At 71.8% G+C, this 21,930-nt stretch carries 18 protein-coding genes, 2 tRNA genes and 3 pseudogenes; 18 read left to right on the top strand and 5 right to left on the bottom strand.

Annotated elements, in window-relative coordinates; genetic code table 11:
* Positions 1 to 265: 265 nt before the first annotated feature.
* The 8 genes and pseudogenes from NLX86_RS07830 (at position 266) to NLX86_RS07795 (ending at position 7,697) form a co-directional block, all read left to right on the top strand.
* Positions 266 to 580 (top strand): hypothetical protein, encoded by a 315-nt coding sequence (locus tag NLX86_RS07830; protein ID WP_254370854.1) that lies wholly within the window; start codon positions 266 to 268, stop codon positions 578 to 580.
* Between the two features lie 163 nt (positions 581 to 743).
* Positions 744 to 1,472 (top strand): annotated as a pseudogene (locus NLX86_RS07825) (acyl-CoA dehydrogenase family protein); the annotation flags it as partial.
* Positions 1,473 to 1,512: 40 nt separating this feature from the next.
* Positions 1,513 to 2,445: a bifunctional MaoC family dehydratase N-terminal/OB-fold nucleic acid binding domain-containing protein gene (locus tag NLX86_RS07820; RefSeq protein WP_374213846.1), complete on the top strand. Its 933-nt coding sequence runs from the start codon at positions 1,513 to 1,515 to the stop codon at positions 2,443 to 2,445.
* Between the two features lies 1 nt (position 2,446).
* A complete protein-coding gene (locus tag NLX86_RS07815) occupies positions 2,447 to 3,535 on the top strand; it encodes an acyl-CoA dehydrogenase family protein (RefSeq protein WP_254370852.1) in 1,089 nt (362 codons plus the stop codon).
* Positions 3,522 to 3,929 (top strand): MaoC family dehydratase, encoded by a 408-nt coding sequence (locus NLX86_RS07810; protein ID WP_254370851.1) that lies wholly within the window; start codon positions 3,522 to 3,524, stop codon positions 3,927 to 3,929. Before NLX86_RS07815 ends, NLX86_RS07810 begins: the two co-directional genes overlap by 14 nt.
* Positions 3,926 to 5,092 (top strand): lipid-transfer protein, encoded by a 1,167-nt coding sequence (locus NLX86_RS07805; RefSeq protein ID WP_254370850.1) that lies wholly within the window; start codon positions 3,926 to 3,928, stop codon positions 5,090 to 5,092. The genes NLX86_RS07810 and NLX86_RS07805 overlap by 4 nt, the downstream gene beginning before the upstream one ends.
* Positions 5,093 to 5,359: 267 nt before the next feature.
* Positions 5,360 to 5,905 carry a SigE family RNA polymerase sigma factor gene (locus NLX86_RS07800; protein WP_254370849.1) on the top strand — a complete coding sequence of 182 codons (546 nt, stop codon included), beginning with the start codon at positions 5,360 to 5,362 and terminating at the stop codon, positions 5,903 to 5,905.
* 142 nt (positions 5,906 to 6,047) lie between these two features.
* A complete protein-coding gene (locus NLX86_RS07795; RefSeq protein ID WP_254370848.1) occupies positions 6,048 to 7,697 on the top strand; it encodes a long-chain fatty acid--CoA ligase in 1,650 nt (549 codons plus the stop codon).
* A gap of 159 nt (positions 7,698 to 7,856) precedes the next feature.
* Here the strand turns inward: NLX86_RS07795 and NLX86_RS07790 are convergent, their stop codons facing one another.
* Both NLX86_RS07790 and NLX86_RS07785 read right to left on the bottom strand, forming a co-directional pair.
* Complete coding sequence (locus NLX86_RS07790) at positions 7,857 to 12,017, bottom strand: PAS domain-containing protein (RefSeq protein ID WP_254370847.1); 4,161 nt, start codon at positions 12,015 to 12,017, stop codon at positions 7,857 to 7,859.
* 168 nt (positions 12,018 to 12,185) lie between these two features.
* A complete protein-coding gene (locus NLX86_RS07785) occupies positions 12,186 to 12,629 on the bottom strand; it encodes an SSI family serine proteinase inhibitor (RefSeq protein WP_254370846.1) in 444 nt (147 codons plus the stop codon).
* Positions 12,630 to 12,824: 195 nt separating this feature from the next.
* Between NLX86_RS07785 and NLX86_RS07780 the strand changes: the two genes are divergently transcribed.
* The 9 genes and pseudogenes from NLX86_RS07780 (at position 12,825) to NLX86_RS07740 (ending at position 18,374) form a co-directional block, all read left to right on the top strand.
* Positions 12,825 to 12,915 (top strand) — tRNA-Ser (locus NLX86_RS07780).
* Positions 12,916 to 13,133: 218 nt separating this feature from the next.
* A tRNA-Arg gene (locus tag NLX86_RS07775) sits at positions 13,134 to 13,206 on the top strand.
* Positions 13,207 to 13,270: 64 nt separating this feature from the next.
* Complete coding sequence (locus NLX86_RS07770; RefSeq protein ID WP_254370845.1) at positions 13,271 to 13,741, top strand: hypothetical protein; 471 nt, start codon at positions 13,271 to 13,273, stop codon at positions 13,739 to 13,741.
* Complete coding sequence (locus NLX86_RS07765) at positions 13,734 to 14,618, top strand: DUF2797 domain-containing protein (protein ID WP_254370844.1); 885 nt, start codon at positions 13,734 to 13,736, stop codon at positions 14,616 to 14,618. Before NLX86_RS07770 ends, NLX86_RS07765 begins: the two co-directional genes overlap by 8 nt.
* A gap of 154 nt (positions 14,619 to 14,772) precedes the next feature.
* Positions 14,773 to 15,114, top strand: coding sequence for an antibiotic biosynthesis monooxygenase (locus tag NLX86_RS07760; RefSeq protein WP_254370843.1), 342 nt, complete (start codon positions 14,773 to 14,775; stop codon positions 15,112 to 15,114).
* Complete coding sequence (locus NLX86_RS07755; protein WP_254370842.1) at positions 15,065 to 15,973, top strand: amidohydrolase family protein; 909 nt, start codon at positions 15,065 to 15,067, stop codon at positions 15,971 to 15,973. The genes NLX86_RS07760 and NLX86_RS07755 overlap by 50 nt, the downstream gene beginning before the upstream one ends.
* Positions 15,974 to 16,057: 84 nt before the next feature.
* Positions 16,058 to 16,804 (top strand): response regulator transcription factor, encoded by a 747-nt coding sequence (locus NLX86_RS07750; RefSeq protein WP_254370841.1) that lies wholly within the window; start codon positions 16,058 to 16,060, stop codon positions 16,802 to 16,804.
* Between the two features lie 204 nt (positions 16,805 to 17,008).
* Positions 17,009 to 17,500, top strand: a pseudogene (locus NLX86_RS07745) (MFS transporter); the annotation flags it as partial.
* Positions 17,501 to 17,612: 112 nt separating this feature from the next.
* Positions 17,613 to 18,374: a TetR/AcrR family transcriptional regulator gene (locus NLX86_RS07740; protein ID WP_254370840.1), complete on the top strand. Its 762-nt coding sequence runs from the start codon at positions 17,613 to 17,615 to the stop codon at positions 18,372 to 18,374.
* A gap of 281 nt (positions 18,375 to 18,655) precedes the next feature.
* On the opposite strand, the gene NLX86_RS07735 is transcribed toward NLX86_RS07740, so the two are convergent.
* Both NLX86_RS07735 and NLX86_RS07730 read right to left on the bottom strand, forming a co-directional pair.
* Entirely contained in the window at positions 18,656 to 20,251 is a 1,596-nt protein-coding gene (locus tag NLX86_RS07735; RefSeq protein ID WP_254370839.1) for an MDR family MFS transporter, read from the bottom strand.
* Between the two features lie 18 nt (positions 20,252 to 20,269).
* Positions 20,270 to 20,383: pseudogene (locus NLX86_RS07730) on the bottom strand (MarR family transcriptional regulator); the annotation flags it as partial.
* Positions 20,384 to 20,876: 493 nt separating this feature from the next.
* On the opposite strand from NLX86_RS07730, the gene NLX86_RS07725 reads away from it, so the two are divergent.
* Entirely contained in the window at positions 20,877 to 21,092 is a 216-nt protein-coding gene (locus NLX86_RS07725) for a hypothetical protein (RefSeq protein ID WP_254370838.1), read from the top strand.
* 20 nt (positions 21,093 to 21,112) lie between these two features.
* Here NLX86_RS07725 and NLX86_RS07720 read toward each other — a convergent pair whose 3' ends face one another.
* Entirely contained in the window at positions 21,113 to 21,808 is a 696-nt protein-coding gene (locus tag NLX86_RS07720) for a hypothetical protein (RefSeq protein ID WP_254370837.1), read from the bottom strand.
* Positions 21,809 to 21,930 lie beyond the last annotated feature (122 nt).

Below are 21,930 nucleotides of genomic sequence, written 5' to 3'. Positions count from 1 at the left end.
GGGCGATTGGCGGAGAATATGACGAAACGCTTCGCCCCTTGGGAGGGCCGGTCTGATCCGGCCATTGGGGTGTGAGCTGCGGCTTTGTCGGCGCGTCGGGGGTTTATCGGGGGTTCCTCATGCTTGCGGGGGAATCAGGGCGTCCAGGGTGGTTCGACGGGGATTCGGTGGGCAACTCTGGACTCGCGACGTCGAACACCACGACTGAGGCGGTCGGCCAACCGCCTTGGAACAAGCCGCACTTCTGGTTCCTGGAGGAATTGACATGGCAAGCATCCGCACCGCCCGCGTCCTCGCCGCTGCCGCCTCGCTGCCCCTCGCCGCCGCCCTGTTCACCGGCGTGGCACAGGCCGACAACGGTTCGTTCGCGGACAACGGATCGAACGCGAGCGTCGCGTCCATCATCGGCAGCGGCGTCGGCGGCAGCAACGGAGGCAACTCGTCCACCTCGCAGCAGGTGGCGACCGGCTCCGGTGCGTCCAACCAGAACAACACCGCCCAGGCGAACGGCTCCGGCTTCACGGAGATCGAGCAGTCCAACGAGAACATCGCGGTGAACTTCACCAGCTTCTGGTGGTAGGTACCGGCCCGCAGAGGGGCTGCATCGAGGGTGAGTGACGAGTGACTGCCTGCGCGACGGGACTCCGGTCCCGTCGCGCAGGCCGTTGTGCGTCTTGACAGCGGATGCATATCTGACGGACAGTCAGAAATCTGATTCCGTGTACGTCCGGGAGGCCGCTGCCGTGCATCTCGCTCCGACCGCACGCCAGTTGCGGCTGCGCGCGGAACTGCGCTCGTACTTCCATGAGGTCATGCCCCAGGAGCGCGTCGAGGACGCCGCGCAACAGCGGGCGCTGCTGCGGCGGATCGGCGCCGACGGCATGCTCGGACTCGGCTGGCCCGTCGAGTACGGCGGACAGGGGCGCGGCGCGGACGAACAGTTCATCTTCTTCGACGAGGCGTACCGCGCCGGCGCGCCGGTCTCGATGGTCACCCTCAACACTGTCGGCCCGACCTTGATGAAGTACGGGACGGACGAGCAGAAGGACTTCTTCCTGCCGCGCATTCTGGGCGGGGAGATCGTCTTCGCCATCGGATACAGCGAGCCCGAGGCCGGCACCGACCTCGCGTCACTGCGCACCCGGGCCGTCCGCGAAGGCGACTCCTGGCTGATCGAGGGCCAGAAGAGCTTCACCAGCAACGCCCAGAACGCCGACTGGATCTGGCTCGCCTGCCGTACGGATCCGCAGGCCCCCAAGCACCAGGGCATCTCGATCATCCTGGTGCCGACCGACGCGCCCGGCTTCTCGTGGACCCCGGTCGAGACGGTGGGCGGGCAGACGACCACGACCACTTACTACGACGCGATACGCGTGCCCGCCGGGAATCTGGTGGGCGACGAGAACGGCGGCTGGGGGCTGATCACCAACCAGCTCAACCACGAGCGGGTGGCGCTCGCGGCGATCGGCATGGGCGGCGGTGAGCGGGGCCAGCGCGGTGAGGGACAGCTCGGTGAGCGGAGACAGCGAGGTGGGGGACAGCGAGGTGAGCGTGGGCGGCGAGGAGTTCTACGAGCGGCTGAAGGCGTACGAGGGGCGGGCCGCCGCTACCTCGGGCGTGGGCAAGGACATCGTCAACGAGCCGATGATCAGGCACTGGTGCGAGGCGATGGGGGACACCAGCCCCGCCTATCCGGAGACCGCGCCGCCGACGATGCTGCAGGCCTGGACGATGGGCGGGCTGTCCGGGCACACGGACCGGTCGTCGCCGTACGACGAGCTGTTCGGCCTGCTCGACGGCGCCGGATACACCTCGGTGGTCGCGACCGACTGCGAGCAGGAGTATCTGGAGCCGCTGCGCCCGGGTGACCGGATCACCTTCGACGCGGTCATCGAGTCGGTCTCGGCGCGCAAGAGGACCAAGCTGGGGACCGGGCACTTCGTCACGACGCGGATGGATGTCCGGGCGAACGGCGCGTTGGCAGGGACGCACCGCTTCCGGATCCTCAAGTACGCGCCGGCGCGGCAGAAACCGAAGGGCAAGCGGCCGCGGCCGGTGATCAACCGGGACAACGCCGGATTCTGGGCCGGAGTCGCAGAGCACAGGCTCCTGATCCAGCGGTGCGGTCCATGCGGGACGCTCCGTTTCCCATGGCTGCCGGGGTGCAACGCGTGCGGTTCGCAGGAGTGGGACACGGTCGAGGCGAGCGGCGCCGGGACGGTCTACTCGTACGTGGTCATGCACCACCCGCCTTTCCCGGCGTTCGCACCGCCCTACGCGGTCGGGTTGATCGAGCTCGCGGAGGGCGTCCGGATGGTCAGCAATCTGATCGGGGTGCCGTACGACAAGGTGCGGATCGGGATGTCCGTACAGCTCGAATTCCTCCGCGTCGACGAGGCGGACGAGGAATGGGAGCTGCCGGTCTTCCGAGGAAACGGTGGGTGACATGGACTTCACGCCCTCCGAGGAGCAGCAGGCTGCGCAGGAGCTGGCCGCCCGGATCTTCGGCGCCCTTGCCACCCATGAGCGGCTGTCGGCCGCCGGGACCGGTACGGACGCCGAGCTGTGGAAGGCCCTGTGTGCGGCAGGGCTGACAGCCGCCGTCGAGGACATCGGGCTGGTCGGCCTGGTGCTGGTCCTGGAGGAGCAGGGCCGGACGACGGCGCAGGTGCCGCTCGCCGCGACGTGTGTGTACGGGCTGCTGGCCATCGCCGCCTACGGCACCGACGGGCAGTGCGCGCGGCTGCTGCCGGACCTGCGCGACGGCAGCGCCGTCGCCACCGGGGCGTTCCCGGCGCGGGGCGGCGCGGTGTGGGCCGACGCCGCGGGGAGGCTGACCGGCACTCTGCCCCTCGTGCCATGGCTGCGGGACGCCACCCATGTGCTGGTCCCGGACGCCGAGCGCGCACTGTGGATCGTACGGACCACGGACGACGGGGTGACGGTCGAGCCGGTGGAGACCACCGCGCCCTGGACGGCCGGCCGGCTCACACTCACCGTGGCGCCCGCCGAGCGGCTCGGCGAGGGAGAGGGCGGGTCCGGGCCCGGATCCGGATCCGGGCCCAGGTCCGGTGCGTACGCGTCCGTGCTGGCGGCCGCCCGTACCGCCTTCGCCGGGCTGCAGGCCGGGGTGTGCGCGGGCTCGCTCGCCCGGGCCGTCACGCACACCTCCACCCGTCAGCAGTTCGGGCGTCCGCTCTCCACCAACCAGGGGGTCCTGCTGCGGGCCGCCGACGCGTACATGGACACCGAGGCGATACGCGTGACGGCGTACGAAGCCGCCTGGCGGCTGGACGCGGGGCTGGACGCGGCAGCCGCGGCGCTGACCGCCGGCTGGTGGGCGTCCGAGGCCGGAACCCGCGTGGTGCACGCCGGGCAGCATCTGCACGGCGGCACCGGGGCCGACCTCGACCACCCTGTCCACCGGCACTTCCTGTGGGGGCGGCAGTTGGACGCATACCTCGGAACCGGTCCAGAACTCCTCGCCGAACTCGGTCAGTTGCTTGCAAAGGAGCCAGCGCATGAGAGCCGGTGACACGCTCCCGCCGCTCACCGTTCCCATCACCCGCACCCTGATCGTGGCGGGGGCGGTCGCCTCGCGGGACTACCAGGATGTGCACCACGACACGGAGGCGGCCAGGGAGAAGGGCTCCCCGGACATCTTCATGAACATCCTGACCACCAACGGCCTTGTCGGCCGGTACATCTCCGACCACTTCGGGCCGCGGGCCATGCTCCGCAAGGTCGCGATCCGGCTCGGCGCACCCAACTACCCGGGCGACACCATGGTGCTGACCGGCACCATAAGCTCCGTCGAGCCGGACGGTACGGCCGAGGTGCGGGTCGTCGGGGCCAACGGGATCGGGCAGCACGTGACGGGCACGGTGACCGTATCCGTGCCCGCCCCCGTCGCGGAGGAGGCCGGATGAGCGTGCGCACCGCGGACTCGCTGGGCGGCCGGGCAGCCATCGCCGGCATCGGGGCGACCGTGTTCTCCAAGGAATCCGGGCGCAGTGAGCTGGCGCTCGCCGTCGAGGCCGTCCAGGCCGCGCTGGCCGACGCCGGCCTCACGCCCGCCGACGTCGACGGCATGGTCACGTTCACCATGGACACCAGCCCCGAGATCACCGTCGCCCAGGCGGCCGGGATCGGGGAGCTGTCCTTCTTCTCCCGCATCCACTACGGCGGCGGGGCAGCCTGCGCGACCGTGCAGCAGGCAGCCCTCGCCGTGGCGAGCGGTGTCGCCGACGTGGTCGTCTGCTACCGGGCGTTCAACGAGCGCTCGGGCAGACGCTTCGGCTCGGGCGTCCAGCACCGGGAGCCGTCCGCCGAGGGTGCGGCGATGGGCTGGTCACTGCCTTTCGGACTGCTCACCCCCGCCTCCTGGGTAGCCATGGCCGCCCAGCGCTATCTGCACACGTACAACCTGGCGCCCGAGGTCTTCGGCCACGTCGCCGTCACCGACCGCCGCCATGCCGCGCGGAACCCGGCCGCGTACTTCTACGAGAAACCCATCACCCTCGCCGACCATGCCGCCTCACGCTGGACAGCGGAGCCGCTGCGGCTGCTCGACTGCTGTCAGGAGACGGACGGAGGCCAGGCGATAGTGGTCACCGGCGTGGGGCGGGCCAGGGATCTTCCGCATCCGCCCGCCGTGATCGTGGCCGCCGCGCAGGGCGCCGGCCGCGGCCAGGAGCAGATGACCAGCTTCTACCGGGACGACCTCACCGGGCTGCCCGAGATGAGCGTGGTCGCCCGCCAGCTCTGGCGTACGTCCGGGCTTACGCCTTCGGACATCGATGTGGGCATCCTGTACGACCACTTCACTCCGTTTGTGCTGATGCAGCTGGAGGAGTTCGGGTTCTGCGCGCCGGGGGAAGGCGCCGGGTTCGTCGCGGAGGACGCGCTGCCGCTCAACACGCATGGCGGGCAGCTCGGGGAGGCGTACCTGCACGGGATGAACGGCATCGCGGAAGCGGTCCGACAGCTGCGCGGCACCTCGGTCAACCAGATACCCGGCGCGGCCCGCACTCTGGTGACGGCGGGAACCGGCGTCCCCACCTCGGGGCTGATCCTGGGCACGGACGTGTAGCCGGGACGGCACCCGGAGGCCAGACGTGCGGCACGGAGGCCAGAAATACGGCACCGAGGCCGGCTGCGCGGCACGGACGCCGGGCACGGAAGCCGGCCGCGGACGCACCCCGCCGAGGCGGTCCTCAGGGCCCGACCCCTACGCCAAGGCCCCGCGTCCTCCACCTTCAGGAGGTGGGGCCCGCACCCCTCCTACAACCTGAGGCGGACACCGCTTCGGGACCTGGGGCCGATCCGCGACGGTAGTACCCGCTCCTAGCGTGGACCCATGACCACGCCAGTCTGCACCAGCGCATCCAAGGCAGCGACGCACGCATCCGCGTACCCGTCGTTCGCCACGTACGTACGGGCCCGGGGCCCCGTGCTTCTGCGCACCGCTCGCTCGCTCACGGCGAACCCGTGCGATGCCGAAGACCTGCTGCAGACCGCGCTCACCAAGACGTACATCGCGTGGGAGCGGATCGAGGACCACCGCGCGCTCGACGGCTATGTCCGCCGTGCCCTCCTGAACACCCGCACCTCTCAGTGGCGCAAGCGCAAGGTCGACGAGTTCGCCTGCGACGAGCTCCCGGAGCCGGAGGCCGTACCGGCGCCGGATCCCGCCGAGCAGCAGGTACTGCGCGACGCGATGTGGCGCGCGGTGATGAAGCTCCCCGACCGCCAGCGCGCCATGGTCGTCCTGCGCTACTACGAGGACCTGAGCGAGGCGCAGACCGCCGAGGTGCTCGAGGTCTCCGTCGGTACGGTCAAGAGCGCGGTCTCCCGCGCCCTCGGCAAGCTCCGCGAGGACCCGGAGCTGACGCCCGTCCGCTGACCCGGCGCCGCCCGCAGCCCGGCTTTCTACTCCTGGGTAGTGACATACCACGTGGTATGTGCGCAGAATCTGCACACCACTAGCCATGGGGATCCGGGGGGCACCCCCCGGCAAAATACCGCGCGCCCACCGGGAGGACGCCGTGCTGAGCACCATGCAGGACGTACCACTGACCGTCACCCGCATCCTCAACCACGGGAGGACGATCCACGGACGGTCCCAGGTCACCACCTGGACCGGCGAGGCCGAGCCGCAGCGCCGCAGCTTCGCCGAGATCGGCGACCGCGCCACCCAGCTCGCGAACGCCCTGCGCGATGAACTCGGCGTCGTCGGCGACGAACGCGTGGCGACCTTGATGTGGAACAACTCAGAACACATCGAGGCATACTTCGCGATTCCCTCCATGGGTGCGGTCCTGCACACCCTCAACCTCCGCCTGCCCCCGGAGCAGCTGGTCTGGATCGTCAACCACGCGGCCGACCGCGTCGTCCTCGCGAACGGCAGCCTGCTGCCGCTGCTCGCCCCGCTGCTGCCGCACCTCCCGACCATCGAGCACGTGGTCGTGTCGGGCCCCGGCGACCGCTCCCTCCTCGAGGGCGCCGCGCCGCAGGTGCACGAGTACGAGGAACTGATCGCCGGCCGCCCCACCACGTTCGACTGGCCCGACCTGGACGAACGCCAGGCCGCCGCCATGTGCTACACCTCCGGCACCACCGGCGACCCCAAGGGCGTCGTCTACTCCCACCGCTCCATCTACCTGCACTCCATGCAGGTCAACATGGCCGAGTCGATGGGGCTGACGGACAAGGACACCACCCTCGTCGTCGTGCCGCAGTTCCACGTCAACGCCTGGGGCCTCCCCCACGCCACCTTCATGACCGGCATCAACATGCTGATGCCCGACCGGTTCCTGCAGCCCGGACCGCTCGCCGAGATGATCGAGCGCGAGCAGCCCGGCCACGCCGCCGCCGTCCCCACCATCTGGCAGGGCCTGCTGGCCGAGCTGGCCGCCAACCCCCGCGACATCTCCTCCATGAAGCAGGTCACCATCGGCGGCGCGGCCTGCCCGCCCTCGCTGATGGAGGCGTACGACAAGCTGGGCGTACGGCTGTGCCACGCCTGGGGCATGACCGAGACCTCCCCGCTCGGCACCATGGCCCACCCGCCGGCCGGCCTGACCGCCGAGGAGGAGTGGCCGTACCGCATCACGCAGGGCCGCTTCCCGGCCGGTGTCGAGGCCCGGCTGGTCGGCCCCGGCGGCGAGATCCTGGCCTGGGACGGCGAGTCGGCGGGCGAGCTGGAGGTGCGCGGCGCGTGGATCGCGGGCGCGTACTACGGCGGCGCGGGCGGCGAGTCGTTCCGGCCGGAGGACAAGTTCAGCGCGGACGGCTGGCTGAAGACCGGCGACGTCGGCGTGATCAGCCACGACGGCTTCCTCACCCTCACCGACCGGGCGAAGGACGTCATCAAGTCCGGTGGCGAGTGGATCTCCAGCGTCGAGCTCGAGAACGCCCTGATGGCTCACCCGGAGGTGGCCGAGGCCGCGGTCGTCGCCGTACCCGACGAGAAGTGGGGCGAGCGCCCCCTCGCGACGGTGGTCCTGAAGGAGGGTTCGACCGCCGACTACGAGTCCCTGAAGGCGTTCCTCGGCGAGTCCGTCGCGAAGTGGCAGCTGCCGGAGCGCTGGGCGATCATCCCGGCCGTACCGAAGACGAGCGTGGGCAAGTTCGACAAGAAGAAGATTCGTGAACAACACAGGTTGGGTCTGCTCGACGTGACCAAGCTCGACTGACCTCGGCTGAGCCCCGTACAGAGCCCCTGGCCCCCGCCGGGGGCTCTTGTCGTACCTGCCCCTCCCTGACCCGCAGGACGTCCAGGGGCGCCCCCCCCGAGGCTGTGAACCAGCGTCGCGCGCCACCCGTCACCCTACGTGGTCCCGCGCGGCGGCCGGCTAATTCGTCCCGATCTTGGCGAGCAGATCGACGATCCGGCCCTGGACCTCGGCGCTCGTCGAGCGCTCGGCGAGGAAGAGCACCGTCTCCCCGGAGGTGAGCCGGGGCAGTTCGCTCCGGTCGATGTCCACCGAGGTGTAGACGACCAGCGGAGTGCGGTTCAACTGGCCGTTCGCGCGCAGCCAGTCGACGATTCCGGCCCGGCGGCGGCGTACCTGCATCAGGTCCATCACCACCAGGTTCGGCCGCATCTGGGTCGCGAGCGTGACCGCGTCCGTGTCGGCGCCCGCGCGCCCGACCTGCATACCGCGGCGCTCGAGCGTGGCCGTCAGCGCGAGCGCGATCTCCTCGTGCTCCTCGATCAACAGCACGCGAGGCGGGTGCTGTTCGCTGTCCCGCGGCGCGAGTGCCTTCAGGAGTACGGCCGGGTCGGCGCCGTACGCGGCCTCGCGGGTCGCCTGCCCGAGGCCGGCCGTCACGAGCACCGGCACCTCGGCCGCCACGGCGGCCTGGCGCAGGGACTGCAGCGCGGTACGGGTGATCGGACCGGTCAGCGGATCGACGAACAGCGCGGCCGGGAAGGCGGCGATCTGCGCGTCGACCTCCTCGCGGGAGTGCACGATCACCGGGCGGTAGCCGCGGTCGCTCAGCGCCTGCTGGGTGGACACGTCGGGCGTGGGCCAAACAAGCAGTCGGCGCGGGTTGTCGAGTGGCTCCGGGGGCAGTTCGTCGTCCACCGGCTGCGGGTGCGGCCGGTTGGCCACCTCCACCGCGCCGTTGGGGCCGTCCAGCGGTTCCGGTCCCTCGGCGGCGCCCTCGTCCGGTGCTCCTATCGCGTACGCACGGCCCTCGGCAGGGGCGGACAGCCGCTGCTGCGGGCTCTGCGCCGGAGGAGGCTCGGCCGCGGGCTGGGCCGGCTGCGGGGCGGGCGGCGTGGCCTGCTGCGTGGCCTGCTGGAGTTTCCTGCGCGCGGCGGCGGGCTCCAGTTCGGCCGGCCGGCGTCCCGCCTGCTCCTCCTGCGGCGGCGCGGCGAGTTTGCGTCGTCGGCCCGACCCTCCGGAGGTCTGGTTCTGCTGCTGCGCGATCTGCTGGGCGAACGGCATGCCCTGCCCCAGCGTGCGCACGCTGATCGCGCGCCCCTGCGACGCGTCGGCGCCGGGCCCGGGGTGCACGGGGTTCTCCTCGGGCAGCGGCTGCCCGCCCGTCCGCGGCTGGGGTACGGAACCGGCCTCGGGTCCGTTCTCCGGAGCGGTACGGGCGCCGGGCACCTGACCCTGCGCCGGGTTCTGGACCCGGTCCCGCGAGGCGGGCTCCTCGGCGGCGGGAGCGGGCCACGCCTGCACTCCGGGCACAGGCCAGTTCTGCCCGGACGCGTCATGATCGGCCGACAGGTCCACGCCTTCCGGCCCCGCCGGCGCGTACGGCCCTCCGGGCACGGCGGCGGTAGCCGGTGCGGGTGCCTGCGGGGTGCCTGATGTGCCCGGGCCCGTCGGTGCCGGTGCGGGGTGCCCCCCGGTCGTAGCCGACGCCGCCGGTCCTCCCGGTGCTTCCGCGTAACCCGGGGTTTGCGACGCGCCGGGGACTCCCCCCGATGCCTGCGGGATGCCAGATGCGCGGGGGGCAGCCATGGCCGCCGACGCGCGGTGCCCCCCGGGCGGCGTACCCGGTCCTCCCGGTACTTCCGCGTAGCCCGGTGCTTGCGGGAGGGCTTCCCCGGGTGCCTGCGGGATGCCGGATGTGCCGGGCGCTGCCATGGCCGCCGACGGTGCCGACGCGGGGTGGTTTCCGGGCGTACCCGGCGCTCCCGGTACTTCCGCGTAGCCCGGTGCTTGCGGTGCGCCCAGGGTTGCCGGTGCCTGCGGCACCCCAGGTCCTGCGGGTGCGCCCGAGGTCACGTGCGGATCCTGCGCTGCCCCCGCCGACGGGTCGGCCGCGAGCGCCGCCAGGCCCTGGCCGGAGGTTCCGTCCGCGCGCGCACGTCGGCGGCCCGTCGGCACCGGATGCGGCTGCGGCGGGGTGTGGTCATCCCCGGGTACGCCGTGGACGGCGTCGTGGCGGCCCGGCAGCGAGTCATCCGCCTCCCCCGTGGTCGGGGGTGTGCGGTCGGCGTCGGCCGGCGGTAGCGCGAACGGGCCGCGCTCCGGCGCGGTGCCCAGCGCCCGGCGGGCACGCCGACCGCTCGGCTGCGCCTCTGCCTGCGCCTGCATCTGCGGCCCCGCCTCGGCCGCCGGGGGCGCGGCGGGCAGCGCGAGGGCGTTCTCGGGCGCCCCCTCGAGGCCGCGCCGGGCGCGGCGACCGGTCGGTGCGGGCACTCCCTGGGGCGGTACGGTCGCGCCGAGCTGGGGCCGCCCGTGGTCGCGCGCCCCCTCCGCGGCGGTCACCACAGCGCCCTCGTGCGGCGACGTCTGCTGCTCCGTCTGCTGCTCCGACTGCTGTTCCACCGGGCTCGGCCGGCCGCGCCTGCGGCCGGTGCCGCGCCCGCCGCCGTTGCCGCCGTCGTTGCCGCCGTCGTCCTCGCCCGTGTTCGGCGCGGGCACCTTCTGCCCGCCGTCGCTCGCCTCCGGGTTGTCCAGGAACGCGTCCACGGAGGCCCGCCGCGCCCGGCGCCCCGTCGGCCCGGCGACAGGCCCGGCGACAGGCCCGGCGACGGGCTCTGCGACCGGCTCCGGCTCCGGCTCCGGGACGGTCACCGTCCCCGCACCCGCGCCGAGCGGCACATCCAGTACGTATGCGCTGCCGGTCATGCCCGGCACCTCGTGCGTCTGCAGCACTCCACCATGGGCGCGCACGATTCCGCGCACGACCGGCTCGTGCACCGGGTCCCCCCCGGCGTACGGCCCGCGCACCTCGATCCGTACGACCTCACCTCGCTGCGCCGCCGCGACGACGATCGTCGAGTCCATGTACCCGCCGCCGTCCGCGGCCACCGGCGCCTTGCCGGTCGAGTCGACCCCGGCCACGTCCGCGATCAGATGCGCCAGCGCCGTGGCGATCCGGTCCGCGTCGACCTCGGCCTCGATCGTCGGGGCATGTACGGCGAACTGCGCGCGGCCCGGGCCGATCAGCTCGACCGCGCCCTCGACACCGGCCGCCACGACCCCGTCGAGCAGCACCTTCTTCTTGTTCAGCTTCTCCGCGCCCGAGTCGAGCCGTTGGAAACCGAGGACGTTGTCGACGAGCGTGGTCATCCGGGCGTAGCCGGCGGCCAGATGGTGCAGCAGCTGGTTCGCCTCGGGCCACAGCTGCCCGGCGTCGTCCGCCGCCAGGGTGGACAGCTCGCCCCGCAGCTCCTCCAGCGGGCCGCGCAGCGCGTCGCCGAGTACTGCCAGCAGCTGCGCGTGCCGCGCCGCCAGGGCGTCGTACGGACGCCGGTCGGTGAAGGTCAGCACGGCGCCGACCAGCTGGTCGCCGTCCCGTACCGGTGAGGTCGTCAGGTCGACGGACACCGGCTGTCCGTTCTTCGCCCACAGCACCTGCCCGCGGACCCGGTGCTTGCGCCCGGAGCGGAGCGTGTCGGCGAGCGGAGACTCCTCGAACGGGAACGGCGTGCCGTCCGGCCGGGAGTGGACCGCCAGCGGATGCAGCTCCTGGTTGCCCAGGTCGCTCGCCCGGTAGCCGAGGATCTGCGCGGCGGCCGGATTGACCAGGACGACCCGTCCCTCGGTGTCCGTACCGATGACGCCCTCGGCGGCGGCGCGCAGGATCATCTCGGTCTGGCGCTGCGAACGGGCCAGTTCGGCCTCGGTGTCCACGGTTCCCGACAGGTCGCGTACGACGAGCATCAGCAGCTCGTCGCCCGTGTAGCTGTGGGTGTCGGAGTACGCGTCCCGGCCGTCCTCCAGATTCGCACTGGTGACCTCGACCGGGAACTCGGTCCCGTCGGTGCGCCGGGCGATCATCCGGGTCGGCTTGGTGCGTCCCTGATCATCCGTATTGTCCGGGCGTCGCATCGACCCCGGAATCAGCTTCGAGTCAAAGCTGGGCAGCAGGTCGAGCAGCCCGCGCCCGACCAGGCCCGTGCCCGGCGACTCGAACGTCTCGAGGGCGATGGTGTTGGCGTTGACGACCGTGCCGTTGCAGTTGACGAGCAGCAAGGCATCGGGAAGGGCGTCAAGTATGGCTGCGAGGCGAGCAGCGCCTCGGGATGGCCTGCTGCTCACAACAACGCTTCCTCCCTGACAACTGCATCTTCCGGACAGCGGGCCCCATCTTGCTCCTCGGGCCCCGGCATGTCACTGGAGGGAGTCTAAGGGCAGCGATTGCGCACGCGACGGCGGATGAGGGGCAGCTCTCACCGAATCCGCCCGCTGGGCCCACACCGTGCCTGGTCAGGACCTCGCGCTCGGAAGCACCGGCTCCATGTCATTCCAGCGGGAGACCCCGCAGCCGTTCCTCCGGTCGAACGTGACATCGACCTGCCGGCCCCGCCAGGTGCCGGAGACGCGCGCGGTGGCGGGCCCTCCGTACATCTGGGTGCACATCTGGTCCGCCGACGCCGGGGCGAACGGGTCCTTGCCCTCCGCCGCCAGCTCCTCGAGCCGGTCGCAGGCCCGCTGCGCCTCGGGGTGCGTACCGCCCGCCGGTCCGCAGCGCAGCTCGTACGACCCGTCCGCCCGCGGGTTCCCGGTCTCGGCGACGGCCACGGTCAGCCGGTCCGGCGACTGCAGAAGCCCCAACGGCAGGGGCAGGGGCCCGGTCGCCGAGGCGGCGGACGGCACTGCGGACAGCGCGGCGAAGGAGGCGACGGCGGTGAAGGCGAGGCGGCGCAGCATTGCGGCTCCAGGTCAGCGGACGAGGGGACGCGGCGCGCCCGTACGTTTAACGCTCCACTCGCGGCGACGTTGCGCAAACGGAAGAGGCTTTGCTCTGCCGGGCGCGGGCCTAGTACCGTGGGGGTGCGATTGGTGACCGGCCGCCGGGCTGTGTCATCATCTGCACGCACCACTCGCGCTCGCGCGGGTGGGGCTGGAGGCGTCGCCTAGTCCGGTCTATGGCGCCGCACTGCTAATGCGGTTTGGGACTTCAATCCCATCGAGGGTTCAAATCCCTCCGCCTCCGCGTGTTGATCACTGAAGCCCCGGTCCTCGGACCGGGGCTTCAGTCGTCTGCGGATCAAGCCCTCCGCCCCAAGCGCCGTCCACAGGACTGCCGCAGGGTCGTTTTCGGGGTGTTTTCGCAGGTCAGCATGGGTGCGGTTAATGGATTTCGCCTCACGCCGCAGGTCATGTAATGTTGTTCCCGCAACGCCGACCAGGCAGAAAAGCCCGGGAAGCCAAGCACTCGTAGCTTAACGGATAGAGCATCTGACTACGGATCAGAAGGTTGCAGGTTCGAATCCTGCCGAGTGCACAGCCGAGAAGCCCTCCGGACATCGTCCGGGGGGCTTCTTTCGTGCTGCGCTAGGTTGCCCCGCATGATGCTGCGGAGAGTCGTGCTCGGGCTGGTGATCGCGCTGGCAAGCTTCGGGGCGGTCGGGGCGGCTGGAGTGTGGGCGTTGTCCGGTGGGCTGTACGGGTGTACGAGCGAGGACGAGGAGCTCGGGCGGACGCTGATGGGGCTGTCCGTTCTCCGGGAACATCCCGAAGGAGCGCTGCCGCAGGGCGAGCCGTCCAAGGGGTGCGATGAGGACGACCGGTTTGTGACCGCCTGGCAGACGTACCGGGCGGCGGGCTCGCGGGAGGCCGTCGAGGCCCTCTACCGGACTGCGGCGGCGGCCGACGGGTGGCGGCCGACTGCCTCGGGGCAGTGTTACGAGAAGCAGGTCGCGGGCGTCACGGCGTACTTGTCCGTCGGCTACACGGCCGACTGGGACGAGGCGGCGGCCCCTGACGAGTACGGCGTGGAAGTGATCGCCGGCTTGGGCGGGACCGACTGGTGTGAGTGAGGGATGGCAGTGCCTCGGCATGCGGTGGTCCGCCGGCGGGCCCGGGCTGGTGTGGCACCGCGCCGAACGGGGCGAGCGGGTGAGCCCGTTCGCGTACGGGACGGGGCTCGGCATCCGGGCCGAGGGGGAGCGGTCCTGCGTCGGGGTGCGGCGCGGGGGGCGGCGGACCGGGTGTCCGGTGGGCGCCGTGATCGGGGGGCGCAGCGGGAGCGCTCAGTGCGGGGAGTGTGCCCGGCTCGACCGGTCGTTCTCGGTGGCCGCCGACACGAACGCGGCTGATCCGCGCCCGTACTCCGTGTACCTGGCCTGGTTCGGGCCCGGGATGGTCAAGGTCGGGATCACCGCGGTGGAGCGGGGCCCGGTGCGGCTGCTGGAGCAGGGCGCCGTGGCGTTCAGCCGGCTGGGGCGGGGGCCGCTGATGGCGGCCCGGCGGACGGAGGAGCTGCTGCGGACGGCGCTGGGGGTGCCGGACCGGATTCCGTACGCGCAGAAGCGGTCGGTACGGGCGACCCTGCCGCCGGTGGAGGCGCGGGCGGCGGAGGTGGCGGCGCTGCATGCACGGGCGGTGGCGCTGGCGGGGTGGCCGGAGTCGCTGGAGCGCGCGGAGTGCGAAGTGGTGGACCACTCCGGGGTGTTCGGGCTGCGCGACCTGGAGCCCGTGACCGGTGTGGTCTCGGAACTGGTCGCCGGCGGGGTGGTCGCGGGCCGGCTGGTGGCGGCCGCCGGTCCCGATCTGCATCTGGCCGGCGGGCTTGTGGTGGACACCCGGCTGATGAGCGGGTGGCGGCTGGCCGGGGTGGACCCCGGGGCGCCGGTGACGGTGCCGGTGCGGCCGGTGGCCGCGGCGGGTGGTGAGACGCAGGAAGGGCTCTTCTGACCTGCCGCCCCCGGTCCCCGGCCCGGTCGCCGCGCGCGAAGGTCAAATGTTGGATCCCCTTTGGATCCCGTACGGCAATGAGGCTGGACAGGGCGGCGGCGCGGGACGGAAGGTGAGTGCCTGTTGCACTGGTTTCCGTGTTGTGGGGAGAGCCATGAGTAAGCGTCCTGTGCCGCCGTTCGAACCGCCGTACTACGCGGTGGTCTTCACCTCGCTCCGCAAGGAGGAGGACGGCGGCTACGCCGAGACCGCCGCGCGGATGGCGGAGCTGGTCAAGGAACAGCCCGGCTACCTCGGTTACGAGTCGGCCAGGAACCCGGGCGGGCTGAGCATCACCGTCGGGTACTTCAGGGACGAGCAGTCGATCCAGGGCTGGCAGCGGAACCTGGAGCACCAGGCGGCGCAGAAGCGCGGCCGCGCGGAGTGGTACGAGACCTACTCCGTCCATGTCGCCAAGGTCGAACGGAGCTATTGCTTTGACGCAGACGGAAACTGACGCGGTCGTCCGGTTCTGGCAGCGGCTCGGGCTGCCGGGACTGGTCGACGTACACACGCACTTCATGCCGGAGCGGGTGCTGGCGAAGGTGTGGGACTACTTCGACGCGGTCGGACCGCTGACCGGGATGGAGTGGCCCATCACCTACCGCCACGAGGAGGACGAACGCGTCGCGCTGCTGCGGGGGTTCGGGGTGCGGGCGTTCACGTCGATGCTCTATCCGCACAAGGCGGGCATGGCGACGTGGCTGAATGGGTGGGCAGCGGAGTTCGGCGCGCGTACACCGGACTGTCTGCACACGGCGACGCTCTTCCCGGAGGACGGCGTGGAGGGCTATGTGCGCCAGGCCGTCGAGGCCGGGGCGCGGGTCTTCAAGTCGCACCTCCAGGTCGGGGCGTACGACGCGAACGACGCGCTGCTCGACCCGGTGTGGGGGCTGCTCGCCGACGCCGGTGTACCGGTGGTGATGCACTGCGGTTCGGGGCCGGTGCCCGGCAAGCACACCGGGCCCGAGCCGGTGGGCAGGCTGCTGGCCCGGCATCCGCGGCTGCGGCTGGTGGTGGCGCACATGGGGATGCCGGAGTACACCGACTTCCTGGTGCTGGCCGAGCGGTACCGGGAGGTCAGGCTGGACACGACGATGGCCTTCACCGACTTCTCGGAGCGGTTCAGCCCCTTCCCGGTGACGGACCGGACGCGGCTGGCGGATCTCGGGGACCGGATCCTGCTGGGGACGGACTTCCCGAACATTCCCTATCCGTACGTCCATCAACTGGCGGCGCTGGAGCGGCTCGAGCTTGGCGACGACTGGCTGCGGGCGGTCTGCTACGAGAACGGGGCGCGGCTGTTCGAGCTGTAGCGGCCCCGGCTGCGCTCCGCTTTCTCAGGGAATTCACAGGCTGGGGAAAGCGGCGTCTCAGGGCCCGTGCGCAGGGTGGGGAGCATGACCACGATCTCGCCCCATGCGCGTACCGAATTGCTTCGGCCCGGCGGGAGTCCCGTCCGGGTGCTCGTCGTGGACGACGAGCCCTCGCTCACCGAGCTGCTGTCCATGACCCTGCGCTACGAGGGCTGGGAGGTGCGCAGCGCAGGCGACGGCGCCGCCGCGGTACGCACGGCGCGGGACTTCCGTCCCGACGCGGTCGTCCTCGACCTGATGCTGCCGGACATGGACGGGCTCGCGGCCCTCGGCCGGCTGCGCCGGGAGCTGCCCGAGGTGCCCGTGCTGTTCCTTACCGCGAGGGACTCGGCCGAGGACCGGATCGCGGGGCTCACGGCGGGCGGTGACGACTGCGTGAGCAAGCCGTTCAGCATGGAGGAGGTGGTGGCGCGGCTGCGCGGCCTGATCCGCCGGTCCGGCGCGGTCGGCGCCGCCGCCGTACGCAGCGAGTCGCTGCTCGCGGTCGGAGACCTGACCCTCGACGAGGACAGTCACGAAGTGACGAGGGGCGGTGTCGGCATCCACCTCACCGCGACCGAGTTCGAGCTGCTGCGCTACCTGATGCGCAACCCGCGGCGGGTGCTGAGCAAGGCGCAGATCCTGGACCGGGTGTGGTCGTACGACTTCGGGGGCCAGGCCAATGTCGTCGAGCTCTACATCTCCTACCTGCGCAGGAAGATCGACGCCGGACGGCCGCCGCTGATCCACACGCGGCGCGGGGCGGGCTATCTGATCAAGCCGGGCGAGTAGCGGCGCGTCCTTCCTGTACGGCGTACACGCGATCGACCGCCGAGACGACGACCGTGACCGTCCCGCGAGGGCACCCGCGGCGCTGGCTGATCCTCTGCGTCATCTGCCTCGCCCAGCTCACCGTGCTGCTCGACAATGATCAACGCCTATTCGCTGCGGTCCGGCCTGCTGCTCACCGCCGGCAGCGCCGCCGACCCCTACGGCCGTATCCCGTACCCCATGCTCGACCTGCACTTCTTCCGCGACAGCCGGTTCACGGGCGCGGTGCTCATCACCTTCGGCATGGACGGGGCGCTGTTCCTGCTCACCCAGCACCTTCGGTTCGTCTTCGGGTACGGGCCGTTGGAGGTGGGACTGTGCACCGCGCCGTTCGCCCTCACCGTCGTCGCCCTCAACTTCACCGGGCTCGCCGCCCGCTGGGCCAAGCGGCTCGGCATGCCGGTGTCCATCGCCCTGGGCATGGGGCTGGTTGGTGCTAATGGGCGCGGGCTGCGCCATCGCCAACCCGGCCATGGCGTACGCGATCACGAGCGGGATCCCGCCGGCGAAGGCGGGCGGCGGCGAGTCACGGATGCCTTCGCCGCAAGGGCGGAGGCCGGCCGGTGGGTCGGCGCGGCCGCCGTCCTGGCGGGCGGCCTGCTCGCCGCGGTGCTGCTGCACCGTGCTGCGGGCAGACTCACGGTAGAGGCGGCATAGCATCGGGGCAGGGCAGGGCGGACTGTGACATTCCGGTCCAGTCGGCCCGCCCGGCCCGCCCGGGCGACGACCGGACAGTGACTGGACAGTGACCGGACAAGGAGGGTGCGCCATGGCGACCGCGGCGGATCGCGCGAAGAGTCTCGCGCGGACCAGCGTGTGGCTGGAGGGCAAGGCGGCCCCCAAACGCAGAGCCGAACAGCCCGCCGGGCTCGACCGCGACAAGATCACCGCGGCTACCGTCCGGCTGCTCGACGCGGAGGGGCTGGCCAAGTTCTCCATGCGCCGGCTCGCGGCGGAACTCGGAGTCACGGCGATGTCCGTCTACTGGTACGTCGACACCAAGGACGACCTCCTGGAGCTGGCCCTCGACGCGGTCACGGGCGAGGTGACGCTGCCGGCGGAGGGCGAGGACGCGGACTGGCGCGACCAGCTGCGCGCCCTCGCCACCGAGTACCGGCAGCTGCTGGTACGGCATCCGTGGGTGTCCCCGCTCATCGGCGAGTACCTCAACGTCGGGCCCCACTCGATGGCCTTCGCGACCACGGTCCAGCGCATCATGCGCAGGACGGGCCTGCCCCCGCACGGCCAGACCGGCGCGCTCGCGGCGGTCTTCCGGTTCGTGTACGGATTCGGCGCGGTGGAGGGCCGCTTCGCGCAGCGCTGCGCGGAGGCGGGGATCAGCCAGGACGACTTCTTCCGCCAGGTGATGGGCGCGATCGGCGAACAGCCGGGTCTGCGCGAGACGTTCCAGGAGTCGGTGGACCTGTTGGAGGCGCGCGGCGGTGACACGGTGCAGGAGATGCGGGAGCGCGACTTCCGGTTCGCCCTGGACCTGCTGATCGCGGGCATCGAGGCGAAGCGGAACGGATAGCCCGCGGGGACCGGTGCCCGAGAGCGAGCGTGGGCCCTGGCGGCGGCCGGCCGCCTCCTGCGGTCGCCGGGTCCACGAGGCCGCCGCCCCCGGGGCCGGGAAGCGTCCCGTCGGCGCCGGCCTGGTGGATCACGCCGGCAGCCTGGGCCGCCTTCCGCGGCCGCCCGGCCGCCCGGCCTACGGGGCGACCCGGGCTGGGAAGCTCCGTCGGCGCGCGGCGTCAGCGGGACCGCGCGGTGTCTCGGGCGTACGAACTCCAGCACCCCTGGGGGCGTGGGGCCCTACGCCGTCGACCCGCCCGGCTTCCTGCTCAGCGCGACCTCCCTGATGAAGAGGGTCAGCAGCAACGCGAGCAGCGCGGCCGGCGCCGCGTACAGGAACACGTCGCCGACGCCGTGCCCGTACGCGCTCTCGATCACCGTACGGATCGGCGCGGGCAGCCGGTCCAGGTCCGGGATCGCCCCGCCCGCGGTGCCGCCGGGGCCCATCGCCGCGCCCTGCGGGCCGAGTTCGGCCAGCCCGTCCTTGACGTAGTGGGTGACGCGGCCCGCGAGCACCGCGCCCAGCGCCGAGACGCCGATCGCACCGCCCAGCGAGCGGAAGAAGGTGACGACGGAGCTGGCCGCGCCGAGATCCTCGGGGGCCACCTGGTTCTGGGTGGCCAGCACCAGGTTCTGCATCATCATGCCGATACCGAGGCCCATGACCGCCATGTAGACCGCGATGTGCCAGTACGCGGTGTCGTACCGCATCGTGCCCAGCAGCCCGAGCCCCGCCGTGACCAGCGCGCCGCCCGCCACCAGCCACGCCTTCCACCGGCCGGTCCGGGTGATGACCAGGCCGGAGACCGCGGAGGAGACGAAGAGCCCGCCGATCATCGGGATGGTCATGACGCCGGACATGGTCGGCGACAGGCCGCGGGCCAGTTGGAAGTACTGGCTGAAGAACACCGTGCCCGCGAACATCGCGACACCGACGGAGAGCGAGGCCAGCGAGGCCAGGGTGATCGTCTTGTTGCGGAAGAGCCGCAGCGGGATGATCGGCTCGGCCGCGCGCGACTCGACGTACACGAAGATCAGGCCGAGCAGTACCGAGCCGCCGACCATGGCGTACGTCTGCCAGGAGATCCAGTCGTACGAGTCCCCGGCCAGCGTCACCCAGATAAGCAGCAGCGAGACGGCCGCGCTGATGAAGAACGCGCCCGCCCAGTCGACCTTGACGTCCCGCTTCACGACCGGCAGCTTCAGCGTCTTCTGCAGCACGATCAGCGCGAGGACGGCGAAGGGCACGCCGACGTAGAAGCACCAGCGCCAGCCGAGCCGGTCGGTGTCGGTGATGACCCCGCCGAGCAGCGGGCCGCCGACGGTGGCGACGGCGAACACCGCGCCGAGGTAGCCGCTGTACCGGCCGCGCTCCCGTGGGGAGATCATCGCGGCCATCACGATCTGGGCGAGGGCGGAGAGTCCGCCGACGCCGATGCCCTGGATCACGCGGCAGGCGATCAGCATGCCGGTGTTCTGTGCGAGGCCGGCGACGACCGATCCCAGGACATAGATCACCAGGGATATCTGGACCAGCAGCTTCTTGCTGAAGAGGTCGGCGAGCTTGCCCCAGAGCGGAGTCGTGGCGGTCATCGACAGCAGGGCCGCGGTGACGACCCAGGTGTACGCGGACTGGCCGCCGCCGAGGTCGGAGATGATCTCCGGCAGGGCGTTGGAGACGATGGTCGACGACAGGATCGCGACGAACATGCCGAGCATCAGCCCGGACAGCGCCTCCATGATCTGCCGGTGAGTCATCGGCGTGCCGTCGGGGGCCGAGGGGCCACCGAGCTCGGCGTGGCCGCCCCGCACACCGGATGGTGTGGTCGAAGCCATGAAGTTCCTTGTCTGTGTTTACGCGGGTGTGCGGGTGTGGTGGGTCCCGGTCCGGCAGTCTCCGAAGCTGCTGCGCAGGCGGGCGAGCATCGCGTTCAGCCGGCCGACCTCGTCGTCGGACCAGTCGCCGAGCATTTTGTTGCCTTAGGCGACCATAGGCGAAGCCAGTTGCCTAAGGCGAGCGAAATAGGGCGAGGCCGACTAAAGGCATGGCAAAGGTCCCGAGCGCTGCTCGGGACCTGCCGGCCCCTGAGGGCATCGTGTGCGGTTGGACCTGACTTCGTGGCTCTGACCCATGGCACACAACCGTTCCTGGGCGCCTGGCCGGAGCCCGGCGGGTCATCCCGAACGGTCTTGGATGACCTGGTTCCCCGCTTTCGCGCCACGGTGGCGGCACACGTCCCGCGCGTGATCCAGTCCGAGGCGGGCAGAGTCCCTGGTGCGCGAGAGGCCCTGGCCGGGTCTGAGCGCCCCGAAGCCCTGCAGCATCGCTCTGGTGGTGCAGGGGCGGTAACGTTCGACGCCCGTTCCGGGGCCGCCTCTCACGCCCAGGACGCTACAGTCGGACAATCGTCATCTCGCCGCACCGGCGGAACCATTGACCCGATCGAGTGGGAACGTAACCATGCGAAACCAGCCGCCAGCAGGTGGGCACTCCCAAGGCCCCGAGGGCACCCACGACCCCGCGGGCAGCACCCAGATGTTCCGCGCCTTCGTCGACGAGGGCGAGCCGCAGCGCCCGCAGGCGGCTGCGCAGGCAGGCCCGCGCGTCGGCCTGATCCTCGGCGCCGTCGCCGTACTGGCGCTACTCGCCGCGGTGGCCTGGCTCGCGCTCGGCTAGGTCCTGTCCGGAGCCCCGACTCACCTCCAGTCGGCGGAGACGTCCTGCGTCTCGATGTGCATGCCCAGCGGCACCCGCCAGGCGTCCACGCAGACGGTGTACGTCTTCGTCGTCCTCGCCCCCGCAGCGATCGGCGCGGGCAGCGGCTGAGCCGACTCGACGGTCGCCCAGTCCACACCCAGCGCCCCGATGATGTGCGTTCCGAAGGTGACCGTGCCCGAACGCACCGGTGAGCCACCGGTGTTGCGGAACTCCACGGTCACCTGCTCGCACCACCGCTTGTCAGCCGCCGCGCGCACCGGCGCCCCGAGCGTGAGTACGGCAGGTCCGGCCGGTTCGGCGGGCTTGGCCGGCGGGGTGGCCCCGGGGGCCGTCGGAGCGGTGCCACCGCCGGACGAGCCGCCGCTCCCCGTACCGCCGGACGCGCTGCCGCCTCCCGTACCGCCGGACGATCCGCCCGTGCCGGCACCCGTACCACCGGCCGATGGGGCGCCGGACGGGTCCGCGGCGCTTCCGGCGGCCGAACCGGGTGGCGTCGCGCCACTGACGGACCCCGACGCCGCGGCCGAACCAGGCGCGGGCATCGCGGACGAGGTGGAGGACGTGCGGTCGCCGTCCAGCGGCACCAGCTCGACCTTGCCCTCGGGCGGTACGGCCTTCGTGGGCGCGCGCTCGGCCTCCGGCGTCCACGGCCACGAAACCGCCCCGCCCCTCACCGCCGCAGCCGGCCGCCAGCCCGCCCAGGCCCAGCACGGCGACCGCCGAGGCGCCGAGCAGAACCCCCCGGCGGCCGTTCACCGATAGACGTCGACGTCGCATCGCGCCAGTCTGGCTGACG

This window comes from Streptomyces sp. A3M-1-3 (assembly GCF_024213665.1).
Lineage (GTDB): Bacteria > Actinomycetota > Actinomycetes > Streptomycetales > Streptomycetaceae > Streptomyces.
The sequence above is the reverse complement of the archived record's forward strand: the minus strand, read 5'-3'. Positions and strand labels throughout refer to the sequence as shown.

Bases quoted from the DNA above. Each gene is read 5' to 3' on its own strand.
- NLX86_RS07740 (WP_254370840.1), top strand. From the start codon at position 17,613: ATGGCGACCGCGGCGGATCGCGCGAAGAGTCTCGCGCGGACCAGCGTG.
- NLX86_RS07760 (WP_254370843.1), top strand. From the start codon at position 14,773: ATGAGTAAGCGTCCTGTGCCGCCGTTCGAACCGCCGTACTACGCGGTG.
- NLX86_RS07785 (WP_254370846.1), bottom strand. From the start codon at position 12,629: ATGCTGCGCCGCCTCGCCTTCACCGCCGTCGCCTCCTTCGCCGCGCTG.
- NLX86_RS07805 (WP_254370850.1), top strand. From the start codon at position 3,926: ATGAGCGTGCGCACCGCGGACTCGCTGGGCGGCCGGGCAGCCATCGCC.
- NLX86_RS07800 (WP_254370849.1), top strand. From the start codon at position 5,360: ATGACCACGCCAGTCTGCACCAGCGCATCCAAGGCAGCGACGCACGCA.
- NLX86_RS07725 (WP_254370838.1), top strand. From the start codon at position 20,877: ATGCGAAACCAGCCGCCAGCAGGTGGGCACTCCCAAGGCCCCGAGGGC.
- NLX86_RS07750 (WP_254370841.1), top strand. From the start codon at position 16,058: ATGACCACGATCTCGCCCCATGCGCGTACCGAATTGCTTCGGCCCGGC.
- NLX86_RS07755 (WP_254370842.1), top strand. From the start codon at position 15,065: ATGTCGCCAAGGTCGAACGGAGCTATTGCTTTGACGCAGACGGAAACT.
- NLX86_RS07735 (WP_254370839.1), bottom strand. From the start codon at position 20,251: ATGGCTTCGACCACACCATCCGGTGTGCGGGGCGGCCACGCCGAGCTC.
- NLX86_RS07815 (WP_254370852.1), top strand. From the start codon at position 2,447: ATGGACTTCACGCCCTCCGAGGAGCAGCAGGCTGCGCAGGAGCTGGCC.
- NLX86_RS07770 (WP_254370845.1), top strand. From the start codon at position 13,271: ATGATGCTGCGGAGAGTCGTGCTCGGGCTGGTGATCGCGCTGGCAAGC.
- NLX86_RS07810 (WP_254370851.1), top strand. From the start codon at position 3,522: ATGAGAGCCGGTGACACGCTCCCGCCGCTCACCGTTCCCATCACCCGC.
- NLX86_RS07830 (WP_254370854.1), top strand. From the start codon at position 266: ATGGCAAGCATCCGCACCGCCCGCGTCCTCGCCGCTGCCGCCTCGCTG.